General features: G+C 64.1%; 13 protein-coding genes. 11 read left to right on the top strand and 2 right to left on the bottom strand.

The annotated features are described in order from the left end of the window. Positions 1 to 4: 4 nt before the first annotated feature. The 6 genes from EB835_RS04450 (at position 5) to EB835_RS04425 (ending at position 4,594) form a co-directional block, all read left to right on the top strand. A complete protein-coding gene (locus EB835_RS04450; protein ID WP_025778371.1) occupies positions 5 to 196 on the top strand; it encodes a ubiquitin-like protein Pup in 192 nt (63 codons plus the stop codon). Position 197: 1 nt separating this feature from the next. Next, entirely contained in the window at positions 198 to 995 is a 798-nt protein-coding gene (prcB, locus tag EB835_RS04445; protein ID WP_135808277.1) for a proteasome subunit beta, read from the top strand. Between the two features lie 34 nt (positions 996 to 1,029). Next, positions 1,030 to 1,719, top strand: coding sequence for a proteasome subunit alpha (prcA, locus tag EB835_RS04440; protein WP_135808276.1), 690 nt, complete (start codon positions 1,030 to 1,032; stop codon positions 1,717 to 1,719). Beyond that, complete coding sequence (gene pafA / locus EB835_RS04435; RefSeq protein ID WP_240688544.1) at positions 1,719 to 3,122, top strand: Pup--protein ligase; 1,404 nt, start codon at positions 1,719 to 1,721, stop codon at positions 3,120 to 3,122. Before prcA ends, pafA begins: the two co-directional genes overlap by 1 nt. Before the next feature lie 63 nt (positions 3,123 to 3,185). Then, the gene (locus tag EB835_RS04430; protein WP_240688543.1) at positions 3,186 to 4,142 is read left to right on the top strand and encodes an FKBP-type peptidyl-prolyl cis-trans isomerase; all 957 of its coding nucleotides are present in this window, start codon (positions 3,186 to 3,188) and stop codon (positions 4,140 to 4,142) included. 77 nt (positions 4,143 to 4,219) lie between these two features. Continuing rightward, a complete protein-coding gene (locus tag EB835_RS04425; RefSeq protein ID WP_135808274.1) occupies positions 4,220 to 4,594 on the top strand; it encodes an FKBP-type peptidyl-prolyl cis-trans isomerase in 375 nt (124 codons plus the stop codon). Between the two features lie 600 nt (positions 4,595 to 5,194). On the opposite strand, the gene EB835_RS04420 is transcribed toward EB835_RS04425, so the two are convergent. Continuing rightward, positions 5,195 to 6,328 carry a DUF3866 family protein gene (locus EB835_RS04420; protein WP_135808273.1) on the bottom strand — a complete coding sequence of 378 codons (1,134 nt, stop codon included), beginning with the start codon at positions 6,326 to 6,328 and terminating at the stop codon, positions 5,195 to 5,197. Between the two features lie 40 nt (positions 6,329 to 6,368). On the opposite strand from EB835_RS04420, the gene EB835_RS04415 reads away from it, so the two are divergent. From EB835_RS04415 to EB835_RS04395, 5 genes are all read left to right on the top strand, one after another. Then, complete coding sequence (locus EB835_RS04415; protein WP_240688542.1) at positions 6,369 to 7,391, top strand: helix-turn-helix transcriptional regulator; 1,023 nt, start codon at positions 6,369 to 6,371, stop codon at positions 7,389 to 7,391. Then, positions 7,375 to 8,262 (top strand): WYL domain-containing transcriptional regulator, encoded by an 888-nt coding sequence (locus tag EB835_RS04410; RefSeq protein ID WP_135808272.1) that lies wholly within the window; start codon positions 7,375 to 7,377, stop codon positions 8,260 to 8,262. The genes EB835_RS04415 and EB835_RS04410 overlap by 17 nt, the downstream gene beginning before the upstream one ends. 86 nt (positions 8,263 to 8,348) lie before the next feature. Further along, positions 8,349 to 8,630 (top strand): Sec-independent protein translocase subunit TatA, encoded by a 282-nt coding sequence (gene tatA / locus EB835_RS04405; RefSeq protein WP_135808271.1) that lies wholly within the window; start codon positions 8,349 to 8,351, stop codon positions 8,628 to 8,630. Between the two features lie 56 nt (positions 8,631 to 8,686). Beyond that, complete coding sequence (gene tatC / locus EB835_RS04400) at positions 8,687 to 9,469, top strand: twin-arginine translocase subunit TatC (RefSeq protein WP_135808452.1); 783 nt, start codon at positions 8,687 to 8,689, stop codon at positions 9,467 to 9,469. Next, positions 9,462 to 12,182 carry a DEAD/DEAH box helicase gene (locus EB835_RS04395; protein WP_135808270.1) on the top strand — a complete coding sequence of 907 codons (2,721 nt, stop codon included), beginning with the start codon at positions 9,462 to 9,464 and terminating at the stop codon, positions 12,180 to 12,182. The genes tatC and EB835_RS04395 overlap by 8 nt, the downstream gene beginning before the upstream one ends. Before the next feature lie 119 nt (positions 12,183 to 12,301). On the opposite strand, the gene secA2 is transcribed toward EB835_RS04395, so the two are convergent. Then, positions 12,302 to 14,563 (bottom strand): accessory Sec system translocase SecA2, encoded by a 2,262-nt coding sequence (gene secA2, locus EB835_RS04390; protein WP_135808269.1) that lies wholly within the window; start codon positions 14,561 to 14,563, stop codon positions 12,302 to 12,304. Positions 14,564 to 14,586 lie beyond the last annotated feature (23 nt).

Raw genomic sequence — 14,586 nt, 5'->3', positions numbered from 1 at the left:
TGAGATGAGTTCGCAGGAACAGGTCCAGAGAGACAAATCATCCGGTGGGGGAGACGCCCCCGTCGATCCGCCGGAGGCTGTGCAGGGACAGATCAACACTCAGAACGTCGACTCCATCCTCGATGAGATCGACGGTGTGCTCGAATCGAATGCGGAGGAGTTCGTCAAGAACTTCGTGCAGAAGGGCGGCCAATGAGATGGCAGGATTCCCTCCTGCATTCTTGAGTTCGACGAGCAACTCCTTCGTCGAACTCGCCCGTTCGCTCGCGCCCGAAGCGCTGCCGCACCCCAGCACCCGGGATCTGGCCGAAGCGTCCCCGGACGGCACGACGATCATCTGCTTCCGCACCGCAAGCGGAATACTCATGGCCGGTGACCGGAGGGCGACGATCGGCAACCTCATCGCTTCGCATTCGATGGAGAAGGTCAAAGCCGCCGATGACTTCTCCGTCATCGGCATCGCCGGCACCGCCGGGGTCGCACTCGACCTCATCCGGCTGTTCCAGCTCGAACTCGAACATTACGAGAAGATCGAAGGCGCCCGTCTCTCGCTCAACGGCAAGGCCAACCGTCTGGCAGCGATGCTGCGCGGAAACCTCGGCCTGGCGATGCAGGGTCTGAGCGTCGTCCCGCTGTTCGCCGGAGTCGACGATTCGACCCCGCACGGTCAGATCTTCAGCTTCGACGTCACCGGTGGAAAATACGAGGAGCACCGATTCCACTCCATCGGATCCGGTTCCGGTTTCGCCCGCGGGGCACTGAAGAAGCTGTGGCGGGCCGACCTCGACACCTCCTCGGCGATCTCCGTAGCCGTCGAAGCGCTCTTCGATGCCTCCGACGACGACTCGGCGACCGGCGGACCCGACTTCGTCCGCCAGATCGCCCCGACGATCGTCACCGTCGACCTCGAGAACGGGGTCACCGAAATCGATTCGGCCACCGTCTTGGACACCGCCACCGAGGTCGTCGCCCGCCGCACCGCCGCCGCCCGGTGATGATCACGGCACCGTTACCGCGAAAGGAACGTGGATGAGTCAGGCACCGTTCTACGTCTCGCCCGAACAGCTGATGAAGGACCGGGCTGACTTCGCCCGCAAAGGCATCGCCCGAGGTCGGTCCGTCGTCGTCATGCGCTTCGACGAGGGCATCCTGCTGTTGGCGGAGAATCCGTCGCCGACGCTGCACAAGATCGCCGAGATCTACGACCGGATCGGCTTCGCCGCCGTCGGCAAGTACAACGAATTCGAGACCCTGCGTCAGGCCGGAGTCCGCTACGCGGATCTGCGCGGATACTCCTACGACCGCACAGACGTCACCGCCAGAGGCCTGACGAATGCCTATGCGCAGACGCTGGCCGGAGTCTTCACCACCGAATCGAAGCCCTTCGAAGTCGAACTCGTCGTCGCCGAACTCGGAGCCGCACCGGACAGCGACCAGCTCTACCGGCTCAGCTATGACGGGTCCGTCATCGACGAGACCGAACATGTGGCCATCGGCGGTCAGGCCGATGCCGTCACCGCGTCCCTGGCCGGGGTGCGCAGCTCGCAGATGACTCTGCGGGAGGTGTTCAACCACGGTGTGGCCGCGCTGGGGTCCGCCACCCAGGCCACCTTGGCCACTGACGCGCTCGAGGCTGCCGTCCTCGACCGCACGACGACGAAGCAGCGGACATTCCGTCGCCTCGACGATGCGGCGATGAGCGGACTGCGGGAGGACTGATGGCACGCATCTACGGCCTCGAAACCGAATACGGACTCGCCCACACAGCCGAGCCGGAAGGCCGCCGCATCGGCCCGGAGGAGATCGCCCGGTACCTCTTCCGACCCGTCGTCGAATGGGGTCGGTCCTCGAACGTGTTTCTGCCCAACGGGTCCCGTCTCTACCTCGACGTCGGGTCCCACCCCGAGTACGCGACCGCCGAATGCGACGACCTCGGCGATCTGCTCGCTCAGGACCGTGCCGGCGAAGCCCTGATGATCGACCTGTTGGACCAGGCGCAGTCCGCGCTTGAGGCCGACGGCATCGGCGGTCGGGTGCACATGGTCAAGAACAATACGGACGCGGCCGGCAACTCCTACGGGTCCCACGAGAACTTCCTCATCCGCCGCACCCTCGACTTCAACCGACTGACCACGGTGCTGCTGCCATTCCTCGTCTCCAGACAGCTGCTCGTCGGGGCCGGAGCAGTCATTCCCCGCCGATCGGCTTTCACCCCCGACGAGGAGGCGGACCGGTCGGAGATGATGTTCGGCCTCTCCGCCCGTTCCGATGTCATGTGGGAGGGACTGTCCTCGGCGACGACACGGTCGCGTCCGATCATCAACGCCCGCGACGAACCGCATGCGGATGCGGAGAAGTACCGGCGGCTGCACGTCATCGTCGGTGATTCCTCGATGTCGACGGCTACCTCGGCGCTCAAGATCGGCTCCGCGGTGCTCATGCTCGACCTCATCGAACAGGGCGCAAGGATTCCGGAGAACGGGCTGCGCCATCCGGTGCGCGATATTCGACTCGTGGCCCGCGACCTCACCGGGCAGGTCGTTCTCGAACGTACGGACGGGACCACAACGACTCCGCTGGGACTGCTCGGCGACTACCGGGATCGGGCTCAGCGGCTCGTGGAGACCGGGGAGCACAGCCTCGGCGATGATGATCTGGCCCACTACGTCATCGATCTGTGGACACGTATGCTCAGTGCCGTGGAAGCCCAGGACTTCACGAGCGTGGACACGGAGATCGACTGGGTGATGAAACGCACCCTCATCGAACGGTCCATGCAGCGCGGAACCACCGATATCGCCGATGCGCGCATTCACCGCCTCGACATCGCGTTCCACGACATCACCCCCGCAACGGGGCTGTTTCCCAAACTCGAAGCCGCCGGGATGGCGAAGAACCTCGTCCCCGTCGAGGCGGCCGAACGGGCCAAGGACGCACCACCGGCGAGCACGCGTGCGGCGGTCCGCGGGGAATTCGTGCGCGCCGCTCACGCCGCCCGCCGGGACTACACCGTCGACTGGGTGCACCTGCGGCTCAATGACGAATCCGGTCGAGCAGTCGCACTCAAAGACCCGTTCGCCACGACTCACCCGCAGGCGGAAGCACTCATCGCGGGCCTGTAAGATCGCCCTGTGATCCGGTCGCGCCCCTATCCGGGAACGGCCTCCCGTGACGAAAGGAAACCAGTGCGCACCAAAGTGCTCAGCGCCATCGCGGCGGGCGTGTTGCTGCTCTCGGCCTGCGGGCAGGGTGAGGAGTCAGAGGACTCGACCACACCTCCGCCGTCGGTGGCGGCTCAGGACGCGAAGTCGAACAGCCTCGACGACATCACCGTCGACGGCAAGATGGGAAAGAAGCCCGAGGTCAGCTTCGAGGCTCCACTGGTCATCGACGAGACCGAGAAGAAAGTGCTCAAGAAGGGCACCGGCGACAAGATCGCCGAGGGCGAGCAGGTCACGGCGCAGATGACACTGGTCTCCGGAACGAGTGGCAAGACCGTCGAGTCCAGCTACGATTCGGATTCCGCCGCCGGATTCCCCATGGACAAGTCGCAGATCTCCGAAGACCTCTATGACTCGCTCCTCGATGTCCAGGTCGGATCGCGCGTGATGATGTCGCTCAACGGCAGCGCCGAGCAGGGTGAGGCCTCGCAGACGCTCGTCTACATCATCGATGTCGAGGACACGAAGAAGCCGCTGACCCGAGCTGAGGGCAAGAAGGCCGACCAGTCGGACAACCCCGTCACCGTGAAGTGGGGTGACGACGGTGCGCCGTCGATCTCGAAGCCGAAGGGCAAGAAGCCGAACGAACTCGAGTCCTATACGACGATCGAGGGCGAAGGCCAGGAGGTCAAGAAGGGGCAGAGCGTCGCCGTGAAGTACTCCGGCTGGCTCTGGGATGACACGTCGAAGACCTTCGACTCGAACTGGAAGAAGGACGGACAGCCCTTCGTCGTCGCCCCGGTCGGCGAGGCTCAGGTCATCGACGGCTGGAATGAGGGCCTCGTCGGTCAGAAGGTCGGCGACCAGGTCGTCCTCGTCGTCCCGCCCGACAAGGGTTACGGCGAACAGGGCAGCGAACCGTCCATTCCGGGCGATGCGACTCTGATCTTCGTCGTCGATATCCTCTCGACCCAGGGCTGAGACCCAGCGGCCCGAAGCGAGACCCGTCGGCCCGATGCCGATCGACACCTGAACAGAACTGACACCAGGAGGAACATATGAGCAAGCAGAAGCCCGAAGTCGATTTCCCCGGCGGAGACGCCCCGACCGAGCTCGTCGTCACCGATGATGTGATCGGCACCGGCGCCGAGGCGGGACCCGGTGACACCGTGAGCGTGCACTATGTCGGAGTCGCCTATTCCACCGGCGAGGAGTTCGATGCTTCATACAACCGCGGCACCCCATTGGAGTTCCGCCTCGGATCCGGAATGGTCATCTCCGGCTGGGACCAGGGTATTCAGGGAATGAAGGTCGGGGGACGCCGCACCCTGCAGATCCCGCCGCACCTGGCGTACGGCGAACAAGGAGCCGGCGGAGTCATCCAGCCCGGTGAGTCCCTGATCTTCGTGTGCGACCTCGAGAACGTTCGCTGACCACCAGTAACGTGTTCGACCCACGCTGAGAATCAGCACTGTGATCGTCCGGCGCTGTCCACCGGCACTGTGATCGGCCCGCGCTGTCCACCGGCACTGTGCTCGGCCCGCGCTGTCCACCGGCACTGTGCTCGGCCCGCGCTGAGAACAAGCGGACAATCGGACGATGGTGAGAACCTGCAGCCAATCCGCCTGAATACTCAGTCTGTGACAGTGACACTTGTGGCCGGGCTCTTCGGAGCCCGGCCACTTCTGTCGTCTCTGGCTTGTTTCCGATCACCACATTCCGTCCAAACCATCATGACGCGAACGGATGGACGGAACCACATGTGGCCGCTGGCGTACGAAATGTGGGCGCCGATGTACGAAATGTGGCCTCAGGTGCACGCAAAGTGATGTGTGCCAAGCCGGAGGGGTCTGCTGCTGGTGCCCAGCGCATTGAGAGGAGTAAGGACACCTCCGTGGCTCGGTGCCGCCCGGATTCGCCCCAGTCCTCTACGCCCAGCTCTGTGCTCGTTCGGTGCCGCCCAGCTGGGCGTGAGTTCGGTGTGCCTAGCCGTGTCCGAGCCCTGTGTGCCCAGCTGTATGAGTTCGGTGCTGTCAGGCGTGGGCGAATTCGGCGGCGCACCGTCCCGCAGCGGCCGCGGCGAGGAACGATGCGGCATCCGCCGGCAGCCTCCTGCCCATCGTCGACAGGCGGACCGGCGAGGTGCCCAAAACATCCCACAGCCCGGTCAGGTCGACCTCGACGAGCTCATGCATCTGCAGACGAGACAGCTGTTCGGTCACGGTCTCGGCCACGACATTCGGGTCCGGATCCATCTCGGCCCGCTCCGCCTCGGTGAGGGTGGAGAAGTCAGGCACCGGCACGGTCATCCCCGGTCGTGCGATCTCGCTGAGAGGAGTCAGCGAATGATGGGAGATGCCGAAATGACGGCCGCGGGCATCGGCATTCGACATCCGCAGCAGACCGACCGGCCGGCCGCCGAGCAGGCTTGCAGCATTGAGATGCTCACCGGTGACCAACCCCGAATACCCGTACTTCGTGCCAGTGCCCAGATTCCCGGGCCCCTGAGCGACGACAGCGATATCCGCGGCCATCACGTGTTTGGCCGCCAGCAGTCCCGTATGGATGGTCACTGCTTCCAGATCACTGCCCCAGGCTTGGCCGGTGCTGATCGAACCGGTCAGCCAACCGGCGTCCTTGAGCCCGGCGACGGCCTGCGAGAACGGGGCCGGCAGAGCCGCACCATCGCTGAGCACATATGCCACTGACAACGCCGGGTCGACGGCGCGGATTCCGGCGATCACCGCGGGCAGAGCCGAATGGAGATCGGCTACGACCACGGGCATGCCATCGAGATGCTCCGCCTCGGCGAGGGTGGAATGATGCTGAGATTCCTGATCGTCGACGCCGAGGACCATCGTCTGCAGAGGTGAATAGCGGTCCTTGACCAGATGACCGGGGCCTTCCGGCGGATCGGTCGGCAGGGCGTCGGGCAGGGCGACGATGAGTCCGAAGCCGCCGGTGCCCAGACGCTTGGCAAGAGCCGAGACATTGACGATGACGGTGTCGGCCGTCCGCGGCTGACCGACGGCATCGGTATAGGCGACCGCCCGGATGGCTCTCGCATCAGTGCCCGGCAGAGCCGCGTCCAGTTCGACGTCGACCTCTGTGTATCCTGGCCGGGTGGAGCGAATCGCTGTGACGATTCCTTTGCGCCAATGAATCATGGTCCCAAGACTATCGCCCGGCCTAGGTTACGGTGGAATCGTGAACACACCCCGCACCAGCAGACAGAGACAGCAGACCGAACGTCTGATGAATCTGCTGATCGCCCTGCGCGCTTCCCGAGGTTGGGTCTCGCGTAAGACGCTGATGAGCGCTATCGACGGCTATTCCGAGCTCGATGAGGTCGCCTTCGATCGGAAATTCTCCCGCGATAAGGAACTGCTGCGACATATGGGCATCACCATCGCCACCCGGGCCGAACACGATTCCTACGGTGATGTGGGGGAGACCGGCTACCGGATCTCCACCGCTGACTATGCGATGGACGACGTTGATCTCACCCCCGCCGAGGTGGCCGCCGTGACCGTGGCCGCCGCGTTCTGGTCCGAGACCGAACTCGGGGAGTCCTCCGCCCAGGCGCTGACGAAGCTGCGTGCTCTGGGCATCGACCTCGACCAGCCCGGGGCCGGGCCGGGAACCGTCGACCCGGGCAGCGCAGCACACAGGCTGGCCAGCGCGAACTTCGCCGCCGCCCTCCACCACATCAACGCCCGCGAAGCCATCGGATTCCGTTATCACAAGCCCGGCCAGAGCGTGCGGAAGGTGCGTCTGGAACCTTATGCGCTGCTCAGCCGCGGAGACCGCGTCTACCTCTTCGGCTTCGACCTCGACCGGCAGGCGCGTCGTACCTTCCGACTCTCCCGCATCGAGGGAGGAATCGCGAAGCTCGGCGGACGCGAACCCGGGGACTATGAGATTCCCGATGACTTCTCCCCGCAGCTGGCGCTGCAGTCGAGTCCGGAGATGGCCATCGTCGCCGAGGCGAAGCTGCGCATCCGCGCCCACCGGGCCGATCCGCTGCGACGCCGAGAGATCCGCAGCGACGGAGACGACGTGATCATCGGCTATTCCGATGTCGATGCCCTCGCCGCTGAGATCGTCGGTTTCGGAGACGCTGTCGACGCCGTTGACCCACCCGAGCTCGTGCGGGCCGTCGACCGCAGGCGCGAAACGATTCGGGAATCGCTCAACCGCTTGGGAGGCGCCAGTGTCCTCAGCGCGTGAACGCCTCACTCGGCTGCTCAGCCTCGTGCCCTACCTCGACGCCCATCCGGGAGCCGACCTCGCAGACACCGCCGCCTATTTCGGCATCGACTCCGACACCCTCATCGACGATCTGCAGCTGCTCTTCGTCACCGGACGACCCGGACATATGCCCGATGACCTCATCGACGCGACGTGGGAAGGCGGGCAGATCTTCATTTCGAACGCCGAAGAAGTCTCTGTGCCCGTGCGGTTGAGCGCCGAAGAGGCCGGAATCCTCGTCCTCGCTCTCGATATGCTTTCGTCCCTGCCCGGACTCGACTCCGACGCAGTAGCCACTGCGGCGTCCAAACTCCGGGTGGCGGCGGGGGAGAATCTGCGCACTGCGGTCGATGTCAGTCCCATCGACGCCGACGAGGATCTGCTTGCGGCTCTGCGGCAGGCAGTCGAGGAAGGCACTGCGCTGCGCATCGACTACTACGTGGGATCCCGTGACGAACTCACGACGCGGACCATTGCCCCGACCCGCCTCGTCCCCGGCGCCGACTGGTACGTCGACGCCTGGTGCTATTCGGCCGGGGCCCCTCGCCGATTCGCCTTGGGCCGGATCCGATCCTGGGAACCGGCGACGCACCCGCCGATGTCGGTGAGCGCAGCGACGACGAACTCATACGAAGTCACCCTCGGGCTCGCGGCCGGGGGAGCGTGGCTGGCGGATGAACTCGACGTGACGAATCGGGAATACCTCGACAGCGGTGATACGAGCGTGCGCATCCGCCTGCTCGTGCACTCGGTGGACTGGCTCAGCCGATTCCTGCTCTGTCATGCCGATGTGATCACCGAAATCGACGACACCGAGGCGGTTTCGGCTGCCCTGCGCAGACTCGGCTGAGACGAAGACCGCGTCTGGATGTGGATGAAAGCCTCAGCCGCAGCGCGTAGACTCGTCTACAGCATCAACAATCCAAGGAGCTCCCCATGAAACCAAGTTTCGTGCAGATCGCGATCGTGATCCTCATCATCGTGATCATCTTCGGCGCACCCAAACTGCCGCAGCTGGCCCGAAGCCTGGGGCAGTCGATGAAGATCTTCAAGTCCGAAGTCAAGGACCTGCGTGACGAGGACGAGTCCGGCAAGACCACCGAGCCGGGAGCGCTCAACCAGAACTCCTCGACCGATTCCGCCACGGCCACCGGTGAGTCTGCCGGAACCGAGGAATCGCGGCGAGAGAAGCAGGACCCGCAGTCTCACGAGAAGTGAAAGAGAACAGTCAGCCGAAGCCATCTCGACCACGGAAGAACAATCCTGAGAAGAAGATGCCCGTCGTCGGGCACCTCGTCGAGTTGCGCAATCGCGTCGTCGTCTCCGCCATCGCCATCGCCCTCGGTGCGGTGGCCGGCTGGTTCCTCTACGATCCTGTCCTCGACATCCTCCAAGAGCCGATCCGAACCATCCGCGACAACGGCGGACGGATGGCCGAGATCAACTTCGCCGGAGTCGCCTCGCCCTTCGACCTGAAGATCAAGCTCTCGTTCTTCATCGGTCTCTTCCTCTCCTGCCCGATCTGGCTCTACGAGGTCTGGGCTTTCATCGTGCCGGGCCTGAAACGCAAGGAGAAGCTGTACTCTCTCGGGTTCCTCGGCGCGGCGATCCCGCTGTTCCTGGCCGGATCGACGATGGCGTTCTTCGCATTGCCCAACGCGGTGAAGGCGCTGACCTCGTTCACCCCCGAGGGCGGCACGAACATCATCCCAGCACAGGACTATCTGAGCTTCGTGATGATCATCATCGTGGTCTTCGGGCTCGCTTTCGTCCTGCCGGTGCTCATGGTGGGATTGAACATGCTCGGGATCCTGTCGGCGGAGAGGATCCAGAAATCGTGGCGAATCATCGTCATGCTCGTCTTCCTGTTCGCCGCGATCGCCACCCCGACTCCCGATGCAATGTCCATGTTCTTCCTCGTCATCCCCATGATGACGCTCTTCTGCCTGGCGTGGGTGATCTGCATCTTCAACGATCGCCGACGCAAGAAGCGGCTGATCGAGCAGGGTTTGTGGGTCGACGAGGACGAACCGACCGACAAAGAGAAGAATGACTGACTCCACACCGCTTCCAACCGAGAACTCCGCGGAAGAGCCGATGAGCCCCTCCGCCGCCTATGCTGACTTCAAGGCGCGTGCCGAGTTCGCCCGCACACCCTTGGGCCGATTCATGGAGCGCACCGAGTTCGACCTCGACGACTTCCAGATCGAAGCCTGCAGCCATCTGCAGCAGGGTGAGGACGTCCTGGTCACGGCGCCGACCGGCGCGGGCAAGACGCTCATCGCGGAGTTCGCTGTGGAATTGGCGCGGGGCGAGGGCAAGAGGATCTTCTACACCACGCCGATCAAGGCGCTGAGCAACCAGAAGTTCAACGACCTCGCCGAGGTGCACGGAGCCGAGAACGTCGGACTGCTCACTGGTGACATGTCGATCCGACGCGATGCGCCGATCATCGTCATGACCACCGAAGTGCTGCGCAATATGCTCTACAACGACGTGGCGGGTCTGGCGGATCTCGGCTTCGTCGTCCTCGACGAAGTCCATTACCTCGCCGACCGGTTCCGCGGTCCGGTGTGGGAAGAGGTCATCATCCACCTTCCCGACCGTGTGCAGATGGTGTCGCTGTCGGCGACCGTGTCCAATGTCGAGGAATTCGGAGCCTGGCTGCGGGAGGTCAGAGGACCGACGACGATCGTGTCGACGAGCCACCGGCCCGTGCCTCTGGTCAATCATGTTCTGGTCGGTCACCGAATGTATGACCTGTTCACGCATACCGATTCCGATCGGATCGATCCGGCACTCAACCATGCCACGCGCACACACGGGGGACCGCGCTCGAAGCGCGCTCGTGCGACCCGGGCACGTTTCCGCCGTCCCAGCCGCACCCAGGTGGTGGCGTCCCTCGCCGAGGCGGCCATGCTGCCGGCGATCATGTTCATCTTCTCCCGCAACGGCTGTGATGAAGCCGTCGAACAGTACCTGAGCACGGGCACTGACCTGAATTCGCGCGAAGAGAAGACGATCGTCAATGCCGCTCTCGAATCTCTGCGCGAAGAGCTCCCTGATGAAGACCTCGGCATCCTCGGTTTCCACACCTTCCGCGAGGGGCTGCTGCTCGGCGTGGCCGCTCACCATGCGGGGATGATCCCGCAGTTCAAGCAGCTTGTCGAAGAGCTGTTCTCGCAGGGAATCATCAAAGTGGTCTTCGCCACGGAGACCCTGGCCCTGGGCATCAACATGCCGGCTCGCACCGTCGTGCTCGAGAAGCTCGTGAAGTTCAACGGCGAAGCGCATGTGATGATCACACCGGGGGAGTACACCCAGCTGACCGGACGGGCCGGTCGCCGCGGAATCGATCGGATCGGCCATTCGGTCGTGGTATGGCACCCGACCATCGAAGTCAGCGAGCTGGCAGCCCTGGCCTCGAACCGTTCCTACGCGCTGAACTCCGCGTTCGGACCGACCTACAATATGACGGCGAACCTGCTGTCGCGGATGAGCTCGGACGAAGCCGCCAAGGTGCTCGAAACATCGTTCGCCCAGTTCCAAGCCGATAAGGCCGTTGTCGGACTGGCACGGAAGGTGCGTAAGAACGAAACCACGATCGAGGCGTATGAGAAGTCCATGCACTGCGATCTCGGCGACTTCTCCGAATATGCGGGACTGCGTCGGGCGATCACGGACACGCAGAAGCAGGAGACGCGCACGAAATCGCGGAACAGGCAGCGCGACATCGTCGAATCCCTGACCGCACTCAAGGTCGGTGATGTGGTGACGATGCCGGCGAAACGAGTCGGCGGACGCGCGGTCATCATCGCCCCGATGAGCAACAAGGACGGGGTATCCCGGTTGCCCACCGTGCTCACCGAGCAGGGCAAGGTATGGCACCTGCGCCCGCACGAGGTGACCGAACCCGTCGCATCCCAGGGGCGAGTACGGGTACCGAAGAAGTTCAACCACCGACAGGCAGGCGATCGCAGGCAGCTGCTGTCGATCCTCGAGGCCGCCGTCCATGACGGTCGAGTCGATTCCGAAGCCCATTGGGAGTCGAGCCGGCAGCCGGAGGGCGAAAGCACCACCGTGGCCGAACTTCAGGCGCAGATGCGGGCCCATCCCTGCCATGACTGCCCGGACCGGGAGCTCCACGCCCGGTGGGCCAACCGCGCTGACAAACTCATCAGGGAGAACGAATCTCTCATCGCCCGCATCGAAGGACGCACCACCTCGATCGCCTTGGTCTTCGACCGCGTCCAGGATGTGCTGCGCGGTCTCGGATTCGACCCCGCACACTCGACGATGCTGCGTCGCATCTACGGAGAACGGGACCTGCTGGTGGCGCTGACGATCCGAGCCGGACTGTGGGACCGACTCAATGAACCGGAACTCGCGGCCTTCGCGTCGATCTTCGTGTTCCAGTCGCGCAGGGACACCCTCACGGCGCACCGGGCACCGAGCGACGATCTCAAGGCCGTCTGCGATGAATCCGAGACGATCTGGCGTCGGCTCTTCCATCTCGAGGAACAGCATGCGCTGAACACGACGGACGAACCGGATCGTGGGCTGATCCGACCGATGTACCGTTGGACAGAAGGCAAAACCCTCTCGGAGTCGCTGCGGGGCAGCGATATCGCCGCCGGAGACTTCGTCAGGTGGGCAAAACAGAGCCTCGACCTGCTCGGTCAGGTCGCTGAGGTCATCGATGCGGAGACCGCGGTACGTGTGCGTCGCACCGTCGAGGCCATCCGTCGCGGAGTCGTCGCCGACTCCTGACCGTCGACAGACCCTGACCGGCGACGAACCCTGCCCGGCGACCAAGTCGGGATCTCCAACGATGCGGGCTCGAGACCGGGGTCGGCTCCCCGCAGGAAGCCGACCCCGGTCTCAGCGATTCAGCGTCGGACCTTCTTGACGATGTTCTCGATATCGGAGCCGAACGCGTTCTCCGTCGTCAGATAGGTCCACGTCGACGACGGGCGTTTGAGTCCATGCGAGTCGAGGTCGATTCCCTCGTCGGTGAACGTCGCACCATCGATGGTCGATTTCGAATCGTCGATGACATCGGACCAGAACGAAGAGAAGATGCGGATCGACTCGGTGTTGAACGCTTCATGGGGTTTCTCGCGGGCGAAGGTGCGCAGGTGGATGCCCTCACGCAGATCGTTGAGGAAGGCCAGGTGGTCGACCCACCGTGCGTCGAGGTGGAAGAGCATCACCTCGCGCAGAACCGACTCCAGCAGCTCCTCCGAATGCTCTTTCGCGATCTCATCGGCACGGTCACCGAGTTCGTCACGCAGCTGGCTGACCGGTTCGTCGTCCTTGCGGATCTCGGCTCGGCGTTCGAGGACGAGTTCGCGCTGTTTGGCCATGAGCTCGTTGAACCGCCAGGTGTCACGGTGCAGTGCGGTGTTCTGCCCTTCGGCGATGCGCTGAGCATGCTCGACGAGTCCGAGGGCGCGTTTGGACTCGATGAGCCCGGTTTCGTCGCCTTCGGAGACGAAACGCTGAATCTCGGGAACCCTGGTCAGCAGCTCATCTTCGAGGCTTGTGAAGAACACGGACGTGCCGGGATCACCCTGACGTCCCGCACGGCCGCGCAGCTGGTCATCGAGACGCGATGAGGGATAGCGACCGGCGCCGATGACGAGCAGACCCCCGGTTTCTGCGACGGCATCGTCGGCCAGACGGATGTCGGTGCCGCGCCCGGCCATCTGTGTGGACACCGTCACCGCACCGGGAGCACCGGCCTTCGCGATGATCTCGGCTTCCCGGGAATCGTCCTTCGCATTCAACACTGCGACTTCGATTCCGCGTTCGGTCAGCCGGTCTGCCAAGGACTCGCTCTCGGCCACCGAGGAGGTGCCGATGAGCACGGGCCGGCTGCGGGCATGATTGTCCGCGACCTCTTCGACGATCGCGCGTTCCTTCGACTCCTGATAGGTGAACAGGCGATCGGGTTCGTCGATGCGGATCACGGGCAGGTGTGTGTCGATGGGCACGATCTCCAGCCCATAGAATTCGCGGAGGTCGTCTCCGACGGCCAGCGCGGTGCCGGTCATTCCGCAGACCGTCGCATAACCGTGGATGAGTTCCTCGACCGTCATCTGATCGAGGATCTCTCCGCTGTCGGTGGCCTCCAGGCTCTCTTTGGCTTCGACGGCCGCTTGGAGCCCGTCGGGCCAGCGTTGGAGTTCGGCGACACGGCCGCGGGAAGAGGAGATGAGTTTGATCCGCCCGTCGACGACAAGGTAGTCGACATCGCGTTTGACCAGTGCCCGGGCGTGGAGAGCGAGGTTGACGGCGGCGAGCGTCTCGGAGTCATCTCCGAACAGTTCGACCTCGAGTTCCTCTTCGACCCGGTCCACTCCCGCGTCTGTGAGTGAGACGGCATGTCGGTCGGCGCTGACCTCGTAGTCGGTGTCCGGGCTGAGCCGGGATACGAGTGCTGCGATGGCGGCATCGGTGTCCTGGACACTGGCAGAACCCGCGAGGACCAGCGGCACACGCGCTTCGTCGATGAGCACCGAGTCGGCCTCATCGACGATGACGACATCACGTTCGGGTACTCGCTGCTGGGCATCATCGGTGAGGAACCGGTCACGGAGGACATCAAAGCCGACCTCCGTCACCGAGGCGTAGACGACCTCGGCGCGGTAGGCCTCGCGACGCTCCTCGTCGGCCTGCGCACCGGAGATCGCGGCTGACTTCACACCGAGGAGGTCGAACAGCGGCTTCATCCAATTGCGGTCACGGATGGCGAGGTAGTCGTTGACGCTGACGACGTGTACGCGTCGTCCCTGCAGTGCGTAACCGGCTGCCGCCAGAGCACCGACGAGAGTCTTGCCCTCACCGGTGGCCATCTGCACGATGCTGCCCTGCAGGAGCCCGACGAGTCCGCGCAGCTGTGTGTCGTACGCCCTTTCGTCCAAGACCCGCTCACCGGCTTCGCGCGCCAGAGCGCAGTACCGGATGAGCGTCTGCTGCTCACCGCCCGATGCGAAGACCTCACCGGCGGCCTCCGTGAGCTCGGCATCGCTGAGTTCGGCGAATTCGCGCCCGGCCGCGTCCAGATCGTCGCCGCCGCGCTCGAACCAACCTGTCGTCTTCTCCGCGTGAGAGCCGGGTCGGTTGAGCAGGCGAGAAAAGAATCCCATTGTCGTCCTTCGTCGTTTGTACG

This window comes from Brevibacterium sp. S22, assembly GCF_004745485.1.
Classification (GTDB): Bacteria; Actinomycetota; Actinomycetes; order Actinomycetales; family Brevibacteriaceae; genus Brevibacterium.
Note: the sequence above shows the minus strand (reverse complement) of the source record. Positions and strands in the feature narration are given on the sequence as shown.